Consider the following 16028-nt stretch of genomic DNA (forward strand, 5'->3'; position numbering starts at 1 on the left):
ACCCGCTGCCTCAAGCGCTACATCGCCCGACAGCTCTACCGCACCATCACCAACCACCACCGAACCACTTGACAACCCCCACTCACAGATCGACGGGCGGGGGTGAGGGCGGGGCGGGACCGAGGTGGGGTGGGTTCGGTGTCGCGGGGGCGGGGCGGGCGGTGGCAGACTGCGCCAATGGGCGATACGACGGGTGACCGGCATCTGGTTCTCCTGCACGGCATGGGCGCCACCGGTGAGGTGTGGCTGCCCTGGGCGCCGCTGCTGGAGCGCCGCTGGCCCGGCCGCTGGCTCGCCAGCGATCTGGCCGGTCACGGCTGGTCGCCGCCGCTGCACGGCTACTCGTTCGAGGCCCTGGCCCAACGCGTGGCCGACGGGCTCGGCCCGGTCCGGCTCGGCCCCGACGACCGGCTCGTGCTGCTGGGGCACTCGCTCGGCGGGGTGGTGGCGCTGGCGCTCGCCGCCCGGCAGCGGGGTCTTCCGATCGACGCGGTGGTGGGCCTCGGCATCAAGGCGGTCTGGTCCCCGGCCGAGCTGGCGAAGTCGGCGGAGCTGGCCGCCCGGCCGGTCACCTGGTTCGCCACCCGCGACGAGGCGGCCCGGCGCTACCTGCGGGTATCAGGGCTGGCCGGACTGTTCGCCCCGGACCATCCCGTGGTGGAGGCGGGGCTGCGGCGGGAGGACGGCCGCTGGCGGCTCGCCATGGACCCGGCCGCGTTCGCGGTCGGGGAGCCCCGGCTGCCGGCGCTGCTGGCCGCCACCGACGTGCCGGTGCTGCTGGCCCGGGGCGAGCTGGACCCGATGGTGACCGACGCGCAGCTCAAGGAACTGGGCGTGCCGGTTGCCACGCTGCCGGGGCTGGGCCACAACGCGCACGTCGAGGACCCGGCGGCGGTGCTCGCCCTGCTCGACCCGTACCTCTGACCTGGCCTACACCACGGCGCGCGGCGCCGGGACCGCCCAGTCGGGTTCCAGCTCCCGGCGGGCGGCGGCGAGGAACGCCTCGGCGTAGGCGTCGGCGGGGAAGTCGCCCAGGTAGCGCGTCCGCGCGGCCCAGCGCTGCGCGGCCTTCGGGTCGGCGTCGAGCAGGTCGGTGAGCACCTCGTCCACGTTCGACATGTCCCGCCGCAGCACGTAGCCGGACGCCGCGAGCGGGAACCGCTCGACGAAGTGCTCGCCGTCGGCGCCGGTGTCGGTGACCGCGTACGGCTTGCCGGAGTAGAGCCAGTCGGAGATGACCCCGGAGACGTCGGAGACCAGCGCGTCGGCGCGGTTGACGCACTCGGTCAGCGTCAGCTCGCGGGCCGCTGCGGCACCCCACAGGTGCGGCCGGCCGGTCTTCGCCCGGTCGGCGGCGAGCAGTTCGGTGAGCCGGGCGAGCTGACGGGCCGAGGCCGGGTTCTTGCCGGTGTATGGGTGGGCGCGCAGGATCACCGCCACCTCGCGGTCGATCAGCCGGCGGATCAACGTCTCGGCCACCGGCAGCGAGCAGTAGTTGGCGTCGGCGTGGTGCCCGGTCCAGGTCGGGGTGTAGAGCACAGTGGGGTGCGCCGACGGGGTGACCGGCTCCCGGCGTACCTCGATCGCCTCGACCTGGGGACGGCCGACCACGACGAACTTGTCGGCGGGGATCTCCACGCCGGCGCGGGCGTACCTGTCGACAGCCGCCTGCCCGGCCACGAAGATCTTGTCGAAGATGGCCGAGACCGGGTTGGCGCTGGGGGCCTTGTCGCTGTCGCCGTGGTGCAGCTGCACGTGGGTGAGCTGGTTGAACCGGATCAGGTGGGCGTTCTTCGCGCCGTGGTTGACGTAGAACGCCACGCGCAGGCTCGGCACCAGCGCCTCGTCCAGCGCCTTCAGCGTGGGGCAGAGGACCACCGGGGCGCGGGTGGCGGCGGCCACCGCGGGCAGGAGCTCCGGCTCGCGCAGCACCACCACGAACGGGCGCCCGATCCGTTCCAGGTACGGCAGCCACATGGTGACCTGATATTCCGAGCCGGGCGGCGCGGAGAAGTGCAGCACGAACTCGGGCTGGTGGCGGCGCAGCGCCCGGCCGACCGGGCCACCGCCGGCGGGCGGCCGGAACCGCCGCCGGGCGAGGTCCAGCGCGACCGCCCCGCACCCGGCGCCCACCAGCAGTGCGGCGGCCAGCGCCGTCCAGGCCGGCAGCGCCAGGACGGCGGCGAGCGCCACCACGGCGAGCAGCACCAGCAGCGCGTCGCCGAGCCGGGCCGCGACCACAGGTGTCCAGGTGCGGACCGGGAGGTTGGCCGCGCGGAGCTCCAGCGCGCCGGCCTGCCGCAGCGGCCCGACCAGCAGCACCAGCCCGAGCAGCACCAGCGCGGTGGCGGCCAGCACCGGGTCGAAACCGTCGTCGAGACGGCGGGCGTAGCCGACCAGGATGCCGGCGGCGACGAGCACCGTCTCGGCGAGGCCGTCGGCGGACGGCCGGACCCGGCGCTCCCACGCGGTCGCGGCGAGCGCCGCGACGGCCAGGGCCAGGCCCCAGCCGGTGGCCCCGGTGAGTGCCACGACGAGGAAGGCCAGCACCGCCAGCCCGGTGGTCAGCACCCGGGCGAGCAGCTTGCGGACCAGGTCACCACGCATCTGGTACGTCCCGTCGGATTCAGGCGTCGGCGGACAGCTCGGACCGGTCCGGGCCCGGCTGGGCCGGTACCGCGGCGGCCTGCTCGCCCGGGGCCCGGCGCACGTCGACCACCTGGCCGGTCAGGTCGGAGATCAGCACGTCCAGGGACGCCTGCGCGACCGCCTCGGAGGAGAGCAGGGTGTGCTCCGGCTCCTCGCCGAACGCCCGCGTCCGCATCGGGGTGGCGGTGCGCTCCGGGTTGACGCAGTTGACCCGTACGCCGAACTCGGCCCACTCGTCGGCGAGCGCCTGGGTCAGGTTGACCAGCGCGGCCTTGGTGGCCGAGTAGAGCGCGTAGCGGGCCCGGCCCCGGGTGTACGAGCTGGACGTGTAGAGCAGCAGCTGGCCCTTTGTCTGCTGCAGGTACGGCAGCGACTGGCGCGCGATGGTGACCGGGCCGACGAAGTTGACGTGCAGGAGACGGTCCATCGTCTCCTCATCCATCTCGGCCAGTGCGCCCTTCTCCAGGATGCCGGCGGTGACCACCACGTGGTCGATCCGGCCGGTCGCCTCGAACGCGGTCTTCAGCGCGGCGGCCACGTCCTCGGCGCGCTCGACGTGCGTGCCGGTGGTGGAGCGGCTGAACGGGAAGACCTGGGCGCCGTAGCCCCGGGCCAGCTCGGCCAGGTCGTGGCCGATGCCGTAGCTGCCGCCGAAGACCACGATGGTCCGGCCGGTCAGCTCCTCGGCGTAGCTGCGGTGGTCGGTCAGCCGGGGCGCCTGGGCGGCGGCGAGCTGGAACAGCTTGTCGGCCAGGTGCACGTCGACCGGGTGGGTGACCTTGATGTTCTCGTCCGAGCCGTCGATCACCTTGATCGGCGTGCCGGGCAGGTAGCGCAGCACCACCCCGCAGTCGTCGGTGGCGGCGAAGTCGGGGTCGCCCTCGGCGCGGCGGTACGCCTCGCGGATCGTGCCGGAGCGGAACGCCTGCGGGGTCTGGCCGCGGCGCAGCCGGGAGCGGACCGGAATGTCGGTGATGCACTCGTCCGCGTCGACCTGGATGATCGTGTCGGCGGACGGGATGGCCACGTCGACGGCCGAGTAGGTCCAGAGCGCGTTCACGCACTCGCGCACGATCCGGGCGCTGACCAGCGGGCGGACCGCGTCGTGGAAGAGGATGTTGACGTCGCCCTCGCCGACCGCGTCGAGCGCGATGCGGGTGGTGTCGTTGCGGGTCTCGCCGCCCTCGATCACCTTGGTGACCTTGCGGAAGCCGGCGTCGGCGACGATGCGCCGCGCGTCGTCGACGTGCCCGGTGGCCATCAGCACGATGATCTCGTCGATCTCCGGCGCGGCCTCGAAGACGGCCAGGGTGTGCTCGATGATCGGCTTACCGGCGATCTTGAGGAGCTGCTTCGGGATGCCCAGCCCGAGGCGCGTGCCGGTCCCCCCGGCGAGGATCACGGCCACCGTACGTGCGGGGCGCCAGGGTGCCGGGCTCGCCGGCGTGGCGTCCGGTGCGGTGGTGTGGTCCTGCGTCATTGCCGTACCTCACTCTGGGTGAAAGGGGATGGATCCGAGAACCTTAACGCGGACGCCGGAGCGCACCGCCGCGGGCGGAACCCGGTGCGGTGCGCTCCGGGGCGCTACTTCTGGTTCTCGTACGCGTCGCAGACCTCCTTGGTGGGGCCGTCCATCTTCAGGACGCCGCTCTCCAGCCAGATGGTCCGCTCGCAGGTGTCCCGGATCGAGCCGATCGAGTGGCTGACCAGGAAGACCGTGCCGGCGCTGTCGCGCAGCTCGCGGACCCGCTGCTCGCTGCGGACCCGGAACTTGCGGTCGCCGGTGGCCAGCGCCTCGTCGATGAGCAGCACGTCGTGCTTCTTCGCCGAGGAGATCGCGAAGCGCAGCCGCGCGCCCATGCCGGAGGAGTAGGTGCGCATCGGCAGCGAGGCGAAGTCGCCGCGCTCGTTGATCCCGGAGAACTCGATGATCTCCGGGGCGATCCGCTTGACCTCCTCCGGCGGCATGCCCATGGCCAGGCAGCCGAGCACCACGTTGCGCTCGCCGGACAGGTCGTTCAGCAGCGCGGCGTTCACGCCGAGCAGCGACGGCTGGCCCTTCGTGTAGACCGCGCCGCGGGCCGGCGGGAGCAGCCCGGCGATGGCCCGCAGCAGCGTGGACTTGCCGGAGCCGTTGCTGCCGATCAGGCCGATCGCCTCACCCTCGTACGCGGTGAAGCTCACGCCCTTGACCGCGTGCACCTCGCGGATGTTCGGCGCCTTGGTGCGGGAGACGATCCGCTTGAGCGCGGAGACCGGGGTGGTGCCGCCGCTCGCGCCCTTGTGGATCCGGTAGATCACGTGCACGTCGTCCACCACCACAGTGGGGACGCGGCCCGAGTCGGTCACCGGGCCGGCGTTCAGCGGCAGGGTCTGCTCAGCCACGGCCGTACTCCTTCTCTCCGCGCCAGAAGTAGACGAATCCGCCGGCGCCCATCACGACCGCCCAGAACAGGCCGAGCGCCCACAGCTTCAGCGGCGAGCTGATCAGGTTCGCCTGGTGCGAGTCGAGCAGCGCGTAACGGGCCAGCTCGATGAAGACCAGCGGCGGGTTCCACTCCAGGACGTTCGCCGCCCAGCCCGGCAGGTGCTGGCGGATGAGCGACACCGGGTAGAGCACGCCGGAGGCGTACAGCCAGGTGCGCATCACGAACGGCATGATCTGCTTGAGGTCGGTGGCCTTGGAGCCGAGGCGGGCCATGACCATGCTCAGCCCGACGTTGAAGATCGTCTGGAGCAGCAGCATCGGCGCGATCAGCACCCAGCGCAGGGTGATCGGCTCGCCGGTGATCAGCACGATGACGGCGAGCACCACCATCGACATGAGCAGCTGCTGGAGCTGCACCAGGGTCACCGTGATCGGCAGCGCCGCCCGGGGGAACTGCAGCGCCCGGATCAGGCCCAGGTTGCCGGTGATCGCGCTGACGCCGTTCGTCGCCGCCGTCTGGGTGAAGATGAAGATGAAGATGCCCGTGCACAGGTACGCGATGAAGTTCGGCACGTTCCGGTGCTGGGCCAGGATCACGCCGAAGATCAGGAAGTAGACGGCCGCGTTGGTGAGCGGTGTCAGCACCTGCCAGAGCTGGCCGAGCTGGGTGTTGCTCAGCGAGGAGGCGACCTTCGCCCGCGAGTACGCGGTCATGAAGTGCCGGTACGCCCACAGCCGCCGGGCGTACTCGCCCAGGGCTGGTCGTTCCCCGGCCACCCGTAGTCCGTACCGCTGGGCCAGTTGGGCCCGGGTCAGTCCGGATTCGGGGTCGGCCACCGCGGTGTTGGCCATGTTCAGGCGCTCCGATCTTTCGTGCTGATGGGGAGCAGTGCGGTGAAAGAGATCCAGCGTGGCCGGGCGGGAGCCGCCTCGCTGCTGCATGGAAGGTAGTCCACCGAACGTCGGGACGCAACCGTACCGTCGTTGCGCTACATTGTTCCACGTGACGACCGAGAAGAGGCGTGCCCCGGCCGGCGCGGCGGTGCTGCGTGGCGAGATCACCAGCGCCATCCGCGCGGCGGTGATGCAGGAGTTGGCCGAGGTCGGCTACGGTCGCCTCTCCATCGAGGCGGTGGCCCGCCGCGCCGGTGTGAGCAAGACCGCCATCTACCGCCGCTGGCGTTCCAAGCTCGATCTGGTGCTGGACATGGTCTCGGCGGTGGCGGGCCGGAACATCCCGCTGCTGGACACCGGCAGTCTCCTCGGTGACCTGGAGATCCTGCTGCACGTGATGGCGCGCGCGTTGCGCCACCGGCTGGCCGCGCAGATCATCCCGGACCTGCTGGCCGAGGCCGCCCGCAACCCGCAGATCGCGGAGAAGTTGCAGGCCGCCCTGGACGACTACCAGCAGGCGGTGGGCCGGATCCTGATCGGCCGGGCGGTCGAGCGCGGCGAGCTGTCCCCGGCCACCGACCGGCGCGCCGCTGTCGATCTGATCGTCGGTCCGGTCTACTGGCGGATGGCGATCTCCCGGGCCCCGCTGGAGCCGGTCGAGGTGCCCCGGATGGCGGCCGCGATCGTCGCCGCCCTGCGGGTAGCATGCGTGGAGCCTGCGCGCGACGAGGTGGAAGTGTGAGCCCCGGGCCGCCCCCGGAGGTCCGTCGCCGATCATGAACAGAAGGTCACAACCAGTCGGACAATCAGTGCGAACGGCTGGTTTCCCCGACAGAGCGGTACCATCCCCCGAAATGTCTCCCATGAACCACGCGTCGACAGGAGGAAGCCCCATGGCCGGGCCGCATCCAGAGTTCATTCCCCCCGCACGGCCGATCATCGGCGAAGCCGAGATCGAGGCGGCCGTCCGGGTGCTGCGGAGCGGCCGGGTCGTGCAGGGGCCCGAGGTCGCGGCGTTCGAGGAGGAGTTCGGCGACCTGGTCGGCGGCCGGCACTGCATCGCCGTCAACTCCGGCACCTCCGCGCTCCAGCTCACGCTGATGGCACTCGGCTTCGGCCCGGGCGACGAGATCATCGTCCCCTCGTTCTCGTTCGCCGCCAGCGGCAACGCGGTCCGGCTGGTCGGCGCCGAGCCGGTCTTCGTGGACATCGAGCCGGGCAGCTTCTGTGTGGACCCGGAGGCGGTCGCCGCCGCGGTCACGCCGAAGACCGTCGCGATCATGCCGGTGCACCTCTACGGCCACCCGGCCGCGATGGACCGGATCATGGCGATCGCGCAGCAGCACGGCCTCGCAGTGGTCGAGGACGCCGCCCAGGCGCACGGCGCCGAGCTCAACGGCACCCCGGTCGGCGCGTTCGGCACCGCCGGCTGCTTCAGCTTCTACCCGACGAAGAACATGCACTCCCTCGAGGGCGGCATGATCAGCACCGCCGACGCCGAGCTGGCCCGTACCCTGCGGCTGCTGCGCAACCAGGGCATGGAGCAGCGGTACGCAAACGAGATCGTCGGCGCCAACATGCGCATGACGGACGTGGCCGCCGCCATCGGCCGGGTGCAGCTCACCCAGCTCGCCGAGTGGACCGAGCAGCGCCGCGCCAACGCCAAGTTCCTCGACTCGGCGATCACCGGCATGATCACCCCGCCGGTCGCCGACGGCGCCAAGCACGTCTACCACCAGTACACGGTGCGGGTGCGGGGCAACCGCGACGCCGCCCAGGCCCGCCTCACCGAGCTGGGCATCGGCAACGCGGTCTACTACCCGACCCCGATCCACCGGCTCAAGCCGTACCTCGGCACCGACGGCAAGCCCGGCCCGTGGGACCTGCCGGAGACCGAGCGGGCCGCCGCCGAGGTGGTCTCGCTGCCGGTGCACCCGTCGCTGAGCCAGGCCGACCTGGAGCGGATCGCCGAGGGCGCGAACCTGGCCGGCGGTGCCCGATGAGTGAAGGTGAAGGTCGCAAGCTGCGGGCCGGCCTGATCGGCCTCGGCGCGATGGGCCGCAACCACGCCCGCGTGCTGTCCAACCTGGACGGTGTCGAGCTGGTCGGCGTGGTCGACCCGGCCGGCGACGTCACCGGCACGCTGCGCGCTCCGGTCGTACCCGAGCTGAGCGACCTGCTCGCCCTCGGTGTCGACTACGCCGTGGTGGCCTGCCCGACGGCGCTGCACGAGCCGATCGGCATGGAGCTGGCCGCCAACGGCGTCTGCGCGCTGATCGAGAAGCCGCTGGCCCAGTCCGTCGAGGCCGCCACCCGGCTGGTCGAGGCGTTCGAGAACGCCGGCCTGGTCGCGGGCGTCGGGCACATCGAGCGCTACAACCCGGCGCTGCAGAGCCTGCGCACCCGCCTGGAGGCCGGTGAGCTGGGCGAGGTGTTCCAGGTCGTGACCCGGCGCCAGGGCCCGTTCCCGCACCGGATCGCCGACGTCGGCGTGGTGATGGACCTGGCCACCCACGACATCGACCTGACCGCCTGGGTGACCGGCCAGCAGTACAGCTCGGTCGCCGCCCGCACCGTCTCGCGCAGCGGCCGGCTGCACGAGGACATGGTCGCCGTGGTCGGCCAGCTCGCCGACGGCACGATGGTCAACCACCTGGTGAACTGGCTCAGCCCGCTCAAGGAGCGGTCCACTGTGGTCACCGGTGACAAGGGCTGCTTCGTGGCCGACACGCTCACCGCCGACCTGACGTTCTACGCCAACGCCGCCATCGACACCGAGTGGGAGGCGCTGCGCGCCTTCCGCGGTGTGGCAGAGGGCGACATGGTCCGCTTCGCCATCCCGAAGCGGGAGCCGCTGCTGGTCGAGCACGAGCGCTTCCGGGACGCGGTGGAGGGCAAGCAGAGCGACATCGTCACGCTGCGGCAGGGCCTGCGTACCGTGCAGGTCGCCGCCGCCCTGCTGGAGTCCTCCGCCGACGGCAAGGTCGTGTCCGTCGCGGCCAGCGGCAGCGACGCGGAGCCGGCACTGCGATGAGCCCGGCGCCGGTGCGGCGGACGGTCTCGGCGGTACGGCGGCGGATCCCCCGGCGGTGGCGCATCGCGCTCCGCCGGGCCGCCGCCGGCACGCGGCCCTGGCAGACCCCTTCGGTACGCGAACTGTGTGAGCTTCCCGCCGGCACGCCGCTGCTGGTGCACGCCGGCGGGATCACACGCGACCGGGCGCTGGACGGCGTGCTGCGCGCCCTGGCCCGGTTGCCCGAGGTCCACCTGGCGCTGGCCTGTGACGGGGCGGAGCGGGCGGCGGCACAGGACCTGATCAGCCGGGCCGGCAAGGCCCGGCGCCGGGTCCACGTGGTGCCGCGTCCGCGCACCGTGACGGCCGCGTTCCTCGCCTCCGCGGACGTGGCGGTGTTCGGGTTCGACCCGGACGCCGGCCTCGGCCTGCTGGACACCTTCCGCACCGCCGGGCTACCAGTGGTAGCGGCCGACAGCCGGGCGGTCCGCGAGCACCTGGCCCGGCACGGCATCGGCGATCTCTTCGCCCCCGGCTCGCTGCCCTCCTTCACCAAGGCGGTGGAACGGGCCCGGCAGCGCGGCGGCGATGAGCCGCCGGAGCCGCCGGTCGCGCCGATCGAGGCCGGCACGCCCGGCCCGTGGCGTCCGCTCGGCGCCGGGCCGATCCGGTTGGGGCTGGGCACGGCGAACTATGCCGGGCAGCTCTCCGCCCTGGCGGTGGCGATCACCACCGCGCGCGCCGACGTCGGCGTCGAACTGGTGATGGCCAAGCCGCCGGCCACCTACCGCTACCCGGCCGACCGCTACCTGAACTACCCCGGCGAGCACCGGCTCGACGTACAGGCCGCGCAGGCCGAGCGGGTGCTCGGCTGGTACACCCACCTGATCGTGGACGCGTTCCGCCCGGTGCTCGGCCGGGCCAACGGCGACGACATCTCGGCGGACCTGCCCGCGCTGCGCCGGGCCCGGCTCAAGGTCGCGCTGCTGGCGCACGGCAGTGAGATCCGCCACCCCGGCGCGCACCTGGAACGGCACCCCGAGTCCGCGTTCCGGGACGCGCCGGAGGACCTGATCGGGCAGCTCACCACGGTGACCGAACGGAACCGGCGCACCGCCGAGGAGAGCGGCCTGCCGTTCTTCGTGACCACCCCCGACCTGCTGGACGACGTGCCGTTCGCCACCTGGGCGCCGCTGATCGTCGACGTGGACGCCTGGGCCTGCGACCGCCCGGTGCTGGAACGCGCCCGGCCGGTGGTGCTGCACGCGCCGTCGAAACGGTGGACAAAGGGCACCGACCGGCTCCTGCCCCGGTTGCGGGAGCTGCACGACCGACGGATCATCGAACTGCGCCTGGTGGAAGGGCTACCGCACCACGAGATGCGTCGCCAGGTGCAGGAGTGCGACATCGTGGTCGACCAGCTGGTGATGGGCAGCTACGGCACCTTCTCCTGTGAGGGGATGGCTGCCGGCAAGGTAGTGGTGGCGTACCTCAGCGAGGGTCCGCACCGGGCCGCGGGAGTCGCGCCGCCGATCGCCAACGCCACGCCCGCCACGCTCGTCAAGACCATCGAGTCGCTGCTCGACGACAGGCCCGCCGCGGTCGCCCTGGCCGCGGAGGGCGCACGTTACGTCCGTGACCACCACGACGGGCGACGCACCGCCGAGGTCTTCGACGCGTTCCTGCGGTGACCGCCCACCCACCACCCCACGCCCGCCCCGTCAACGAGGAGAAACACCCGATGCAAGCTGGCGCTCACAGCGATGCCCGACCGACCCGGGGCCGGGTGGTGATGCTGGTCGACAACGGCGTCCACGGCGACTCCCGGGTGCAGAAGGCGGCGCGGTCGGCCGCCGACGCCGGCTGGGAGGTCTTCCTCCTCGGCATCCGTAACGCCCGCTCCGACGTCGACACCTGGCGCATCGGCGACGCCGAGGTGCGGCTGCTGCGCGTGCCCAAGCCGCTGCACCGGCTGCCCCGCGAGTACAGCCGGTCGCTGCGCCGGCCGCTGGCGTACGCGAACACCACCAAGGCCGCCTACCGGGTCCAGGAGATCAAGGCCTGGCAGGCCGACCTGTACGAGCGCCGCGTCCGGGCCCAGGCGCTGGGCGGCGGGCTGCCGGCCACCGTGGGCCGGGCGGCCCAGCTGCCGGCCCGCGCCGCCGCCACCGCGCTCGCCCGCTGGGTGCGGTTCCGCAGCGGCGAGACCCGCCGGCTGCGCAAGTCGCAGGCCGATCCGGAGGCGCTGTTCAGCCGCCTGCCCGTGCGGTTCTGGCAGGGGCTGATGGGCGACCGGTCCTGGCGCCGGCTGGACCCGGGCCTGTGGGACTTCGAGATCGCCTTCCGCAAGACGCTCGACGAGCTCAAGCCGGACATCATCCACGCCAACGACTTCCGGATGCTCGGCATCGGCGCGCGCGCGACCCTGCGGGCCCGGGCCGCCGGGCGGCGGACCAAGCTGGTCTGGGACGCCCACGAGTTCGTCGGCGGCATCACCGGCCGGGCCGACAACCCGCGCTGGCTGCCGGCCCAGATCGCCTACACGGCCGAGTACGCCGCCTACCCGGACGCGGTGGTGACCGTCTCCGACACGCTCGCCGACCTGCTCCAGGAGACCCACGGCCTGTCCGACCGGCCGGCCGTGGTGCTCAACGCGCCGATGGCGCCGCCGGCCGAGGCCGACGGCGACGTGCCGGACCTGCGGGCCCTGTGCGGCGTGGACGCCCGTACGCCGGTGCTCGTCTACTCCGGTGCGGTGAACCCGAGCCGGGGCTGCCAGATCATGGTGGAGGCGCTGCCGGAGCTGCCCGGCGTGCACGTCGCGTTCGTGACCATGAACCCGAACGGCGACAACCAGTTCTCCGAGGCGCTGCGGGAGCGTGCCGCCGAACTCGGCGTCGCGGACCGCGTGCACCTGCTGCCGTACGTGGCGCACTGGCAGGTGGTGCCGTTCCTGTCCGGCGCGGACGCCGGTGTCATCCCGATCCACCACAAGCCCAACCACGAGCTGGCGCTGATCACCAAGTTCCTGGAGTACTCGCACGCCCGGCTGCCGATCGTGGTCAGTGACGTGAAGACCATGGCGCAGACCGCGCGGGCCACCGGGCAGGGTGAGGTGTTCACCGCCGAGGACCGGGCCGACTACGTCCGCGCGGTCCGGGCCGTGCTCGACGACCCGGAGCGCTACCGGGCCGCCTACGACAAGCCCGGCCTGCTGGAGGGCTGGACGTGGGAGGCGCAGGCCCGGATCCTCGACGAGGTGTACGCCTCGCTGCTGGGCGCGTCGACGGGCGGGACGCGTCCGCCGTCGTCCCGGCGCCCCGAGGACGAGCGGGAGTACGCCGCCACGACGCGCTGACCCCCGGCACAAACGGTTCGGCCGGCCCCCCACAGGGGGAGCCGGCCGATCTCCGTCGTAAGCCGGTTCAGCCGGCGGTGGCCGGCGGCTCCAGCAGCAGCCGGTCGAAGTCCTTCTGCGTCACCGACCAGTCCCAGGTGCTCAGCACGTGCGACGCCGCGGCCCGGCCCGCCTCCCGCCAGACCTCCTCGGTGGCGGTGAGGGCCAGGATCCGCTCGGCGGCCTCCTGCGGCGTGCCCACCACCCAGTCGCTGGGGAACAGGCTCCGGGCGCTGTGCGGACGGCCGGCGAAGAACGGCCAGTCCCGCACCACCGGCACCGCGCCGCTGGCCGCGCCCTCGACGAGCGCACAGTGGAAACTCTCCCGCAGCGAGGTGCTGAGGATGACCCCGACGTCGGTGAGCGCGCCCGGCACGTCCGAGGTGCGGCCGGTCCGCACCACCGCGCCGGACGGCTCCAGCTCGGCCAGTTCGGCGTCGAGTTCCCGCACGTAGTCGGAGATCGCCGGGCTGAGTTCCGGGTTGAGGTCGTCGCCGACCAGCTTGAGGCGGTACCGCTCGTCGCGGCGGCGCAGCTCGCGCAGCACCGCCAGGGCCCAGCGCGGGTCCTTCGCCAGCGAGCTGAGCCCGACCAGCCCGAGGGTGAACCGGCTGTCCGCGGAGACCTTCGGCGCCACGTACCGGTGCAGGTCCATCGCGTTGCTGATCATGTGCGTCCGGGGCCCCTGCGGGGCGCGCAGCCGAGGCACGGCGGCCAGTGCCAGGTCGCGCAGGTGCTCGGAGACGAACACCACGTCGTCCACACGCGACCAGTCGGTCAGGTGCGGCCACCAGCTGAACGCCTCGAAGCTGTGCAGCCGGACGATCACCCGGGTGGTGCCCGGGTCGATCATCGTCAGCATGGCGGCGCCGAGGTTGCACCAGTCCACGAAGACCGTGTCCGCCCACTCCAGGTGAGGGCCCCACGCCTCCTGGACCTCGCCGGCCCGCTTCGAGGCCCCGGCGAGCATGTGGAGCGTCACGTTGGTGCGGCCGTTGCTGAGCACCGGGAGGATGGACTCCTCCATCAGGTTCAGCCGGCGGACCTCCACCCCGGGCATCGCCTCGTAGCGCTCCAGGATCGGCCCGAGGAAGTTGTCGTTCAGCCCGGTGAAGAAGAGCATCCGGTGCGGCCGGCCGGCCGGCGGGAACGCCGCCGGGCTCTGCCGCCCGCGCGGCGTCGCCATCGCCTTCCCGGCCTCGCTGTTGTGCAGCGGCGCGAGGAACTTCTCCGGATCCTCGGCCAGCGGCGAGGTGGTGCCGTCGAACTGCACGATCCGGTGGAACATCAGGTTGAACGCGCGCAGCACGTGCGGTGCGGCCTTGCCCGGGTTGCGCTTCTTGAGGAAGCCGTCGGCCAGCTTGAGCTGCCCCCGCACCACTGTCATCAGGTGCTCGGGCACCTTGCCCTGGCTCAGTTCCGCGTCCACGATCGGGCCGAGGAGCTGGCCCTTCGTCGCCGGGCTCGTGAGCCGGCCCTGCGCCGCCAGCGCCAGCCGCTTCGCGCTGGCGCCGTGCCCGGTCTTGAGCATGGTGCCGGTGACCCGACGGGCGATCTTGCCGCGGTGCCGTTCCGGCAGGCCAGGCGCGGTGACGGCGCCCTGCCAGAACCAGCGCACCGGGCCGAGCTTCATGGCCCGCTTGCCGGTGCTGATCTCGAACACCCGCTTCGCCAGGTCGACGGTCTGGCTGCGGGTGGCGCTCGCCAGCACGCTCGGGGCCGGGCCGACGGTGTTCAGCCGAGGACGGCGGTAGCGGGCCGGGTCGGCGGACCGCTTCTCCACCGCGCGCAGCGCCGGCGCGATGCCGTAGACGGCGTCGGCCCGCCGGTACCGCTGCGCGAGCTGCCAGACGGTGTGCAGTGCCTGCGCGTCCAGCGCGACCAGGACGTCGGCCCGCTTGGCGTGCCGGCGTACCCACGGGTCGCGCTGGGCGCGCAGCCACGGGCGCCGGGCCGGGGCCGCCCGCTTGACCATCCGGCCGAACCGGGGGCCCAGCTCCTTGGCGGTGGGCAGCAGGTGCACCTCGGCCAGCTCGGTGGCCGCCGGGATCTTCTCCACCGGGTCGAAGGTGGTGGCCACCCGTACGGTGACGCCCTTGTCGCGGAACTGCTGGAGCGCGTCGGTCAGGACCGCCACCCGTCCGGGGACGGTGCCCATAACCATCAGGACCTCGATCATGACCTACCTTCTCGGGCCAGGACGCGCGCGCCGGCGGGGGCGGGCTGTGCGGTGCCGGCCGGACCGCCGGCGCCCAGCACCAGGTCGGTCACCTCCCGGACGGCGGGGATGAGCTGCTCCTCGCGGGCGTACTGCCGCGCCTCGGCGCGGGCCTTCTCCCGTTCGGGCGCGTCGGCGGTACGTGCCATCGCGGCGGCCCGCCGGAAGGCGCCGGCCAGCTCGGCCGGGTCCAGCCCGACCGCGCCGGTCCAGAGCGGGTAGGTGGAGAGCACGGTGGAGGCGTCGTGGTCGGCCTCGTGGGCGGAGACCACCGGCAGGCCGGTGGCCATGTACTCGTACACCTTGCCGGACGTCATGTACCGGCCGCCGGTCACCATCAGCACCACCGCGTCCCAGCGGGAGTAGAGGTCGACCACCTCGGCCTTGGGCACCGAGCCGCCGACCAGCACGCCGTCGACGGCGGCGGCCCTGAGCAGCTCCGCGTGCGCGTTGTCGCCGCGCGCCCAGGCGGCGCCGATGTGGCCCCGTACCTCGAAGCGGGCGTCGGCCAGCGCCGGGTCCTCCGCGCGCGCCGTGCGCCAGCCCTCCAGCACGGCGCTCAGCAGCGGTACGGGAAGGTTCAGCGCGCCGAGGTAGCCGAAGGTCAGCGGCCGGTCCGGCGGGGCGGGGCGGACCTGGGCCGGGATGCTCGCCGCGTCGTAGCCGTTGCGCACGACGCGCATCTTGTGCGCCAGCTCCGGATAGCGCTCGCGGTACCAGCGGGAGATCGGCTCGTTGACGTTCCAGATGGCGACGGCGTTGGTGAGCAGCTTGATCTCCCACTGCCCGGAGACCGACTCGCGGGTGAACGCCTCACCGTTGTTGATCACGTCGACCGACCAGCCGTCGCGGAAGTCCACGACGTACGGCACCCGGTGCGTCTCCCACAGCTTCCAGGTCGCGGAGAGGTTGACGTACGGCGCGCAGGTGGTCACCAGCAGGTCGACGTGCCGCTCCTTGTGGATGCGGAGCAGGGCCTTCTCCAGCGCCGGACGCCAGCCGCCGAAGACCGGCTCGGGGAAGATCTTCAGGTTCTGCTTGCGCAGCTCGGCCAGGTAGTCCAGGTGCGCCAGGGCACGCTGCTCGGTGAACGAGCGGATGTCGGTCTCGAGGTCGTCGCGGAACAGCGGCAGCTTCACCACGCGCACGTTGGGGTCCACGCCCTGGGAGAGGGTGTGGTCGAGTCCGTACTCCCGTTCCCAGGCCTCGTCGGCGATGGTGACCGCGGTCACGTCCCAGCCCGCGGCGGCGAACTGGTTGGCGGTCTCCCGCATCCGGTAGGCGCAGCTCTTGGCCGCCGGTGGGAAGCCGATCGCGAGGTAGACCATGTGCGGCCGGGACCCGGACCGTCGCGGCCGGGGGAGTTTCAACGAGTCCCAGAGAGTTCGCCCGTTGTTCATCGATTCCGATCCTGGGGAGGTGGGGAGAT

The 16028-nt window shown here is 72.7% G+C and carries 12 protein-coding genes; 6 read left to right on the forward strand and 6 right to left on the reverse strand.

Annotated features, from left to right (window positions below):
* The first annotated feature begins 177 nt into the window (after positions 1 to 177).
* Positions 178 to 924 (forward strand): alpha/beta hydrolase, encoded by a 747-nt coding sequence (locus AB0D28_RS23270; RefSeq protein ID WP_357388893.1) that lies wholly within the window; start codon positions 178 to 180, stop codon positions 922 to 924.
* A 6-nt stretch (positions 925 to 930) separates the two neighbouring features.
* Here AB0D28_RS23270 and AB0D28_RS23275 read toward each other — a convergent pair whose 3' ends face one another.
* From AB0D28_RS23275 to AB0D28_RS23290, 4 genes are all read right to left on the reverse strand, one after another.
* Positions 931 to 2607 carry a CDP-glycerol glycerophosphotransferase family protein gene (locus AB0D28_RS23275; RefSeq protein WP_357388895.1) on the reverse strand — a complete coding sequence of 559 codons (1677 nt, stop codon included), beginning with the start codon at positions 2605 to 2607 and terminating at the stop codon, positions 931 to 933.
* 19 nt (positions 2608 to 2626) lie between these two features.
* The gene (locus tag AB0D28_RS23280) at positions 2627 to 4129 is read right to left on the reverse strand and encodes a bifunctional cytidylyltransferase/SDR family oxidoreductase (RefSeq protein ID WP_357388897.1); all 1503 of its coding nucleotides are present in this window, start codon (positions 4127 to 4129) and stop codon (positions 2627 to 2629) included.
* 104 nt (positions 4130 to 4233) lie between these two features.
* The gene (locus tag AB0D28_RS23285) at positions 4234 to 5034 is read right to left on the reverse strand and encodes an ABC transporter ATP-binding protein (RefSeq protein WP_013285259.1); all 801 of its coding nucleotides are present in this window, start codon (positions 5032 to 5034) and stop codon (positions 4234 to 4236) included.
* A complete protein-coding gene (locus AB0D28_RS23290; RefSeq protein ID WP_357388899.1) occupies positions 5027 to 5929 on the reverse strand; it encodes an ABC transporter permease in 903 nt (300 codons plus the stop codon). The genes AB0D28_RS23285 and AB0D28_RS23290 overlap by 8 nt, the downstream gene beginning before the upstream one ends.
* Before the next feature lie 151 nt (positions 5930 to 6080).
* Between AB0D28_RS23290 and AB0D28_RS23295 the strand changes: the two genes are divergently transcribed.
* The 5 genes from AB0D28_RS23295 (at position 6081) to AB0D28_RS23315 (ending at position 12342) form a co-directional block, all read left to right on the forward strand.
* Positions 6081 to 6713, forward strand: coding sequence for a TetR/AcrR family transcriptional regulator (locus tag AB0D28_RS23295; RefSeq protein WP_357388901.1), 633 nt, complete (start codon positions 6081 to 6083; stop codon positions 6711 to 6713).
* Positions 6714 to 6864: 151 nt separating this feature from the next.
* Positions 6865 to 7974 carry a DegT/DnrJ/EryC1/StrS family aminotransferase gene (locus tag AB0D28_RS23300; RefSeq protein ID WP_357388903.1) on the forward strand — a complete coding sequence of 370 codons (1110 nt, stop codon included), beginning with the start codon at positions 6865 to 6867 and terminating at the stop codon, positions 7972 to 7974.
* Entirely contained in the window at positions 7971 to 9005 is a 1035-nt protein-coding gene (locus tag AB0D28_RS23305; RefSeq protein ID WP_357388905.1) for a Gfo/Idh/MocA family oxidoreductase, read from the forward strand. Before AB0D28_RS23300 ends, AB0D28_RS23305 begins: the two co-directional genes overlap by 4 nt.
* A complete protein-coding gene (locus AB0D28_RS23310; RefSeq protein ID WP_357388907.1) occupies positions 9002 to 10675 on the forward strand; it encodes a glycosyltransferase in 1674 nt (557 codons plus the stop codon). The genes AB0D28_RS23305 and AB0D28_RS23310 overlap by 4 nt, the downstream gene beginning before the upstream one ends.
* A 50-nt stretch (positions 10676 to 10725) precedes the next feature.
* Positions 10726 to 12342 carry a glycosyltransferase family 4 protein gene (locus tag AB0D28_RS23315; protein WP_357388909.1) on the forward strand — a complete coding sequence of 539 codons (1617 nt, stop codon included), beginning with the start codon at positions 10726 to 10728 and terminating at the stop codon, positions 12340 to 12342.
* A gap of 67 nt (positions 12343 to 12409) precedes the next feature.
* Here the strand turns inward: AB0D28_RS23315 and AB0D28_RS23320 are convergent, their stop codons facing one another.
* Together AB0D28_RS23320 and AB0D28_RS23325 are read right to left on the reverse strand one after the other, a co-directional pair.
* Entirely contained in the window at positions 12410 to 14560 is a 2151-nt protein-coding gene (locus AB0D28_RS23320) for a glycosyltransferase family 1 protein (RefSeq protein WP_357388911.1), read from the reverse strand.
* Positions 14557 to 15999 (reverse strand): glycosyl transferase, encoded by a 1443-nt coding sequence (locus AB0D28_RS23325; RefSeq protein WP_357388913.1) that lies wholly within the window; start codon positions 15997 to 15999, stop codon positions 14557 to 14559. Before AB0D28_RS23325 ends, AB0D28_RS23320 begins: the two co-directional genes overlap by 4 nt.
* Between the last annotated feature and the right edge of the window lie 29 nt (positions 16000 to 16028).

It is taken from the genome of Micromonospora sp. NPDC048169 (assembly GCF_040652815.1).
Taxonomy (GTDB): Bacteria; Actinomycetota; Actinomycetes; order Mycobacteriales; family Micromonosporaceae; genus Micromonospora.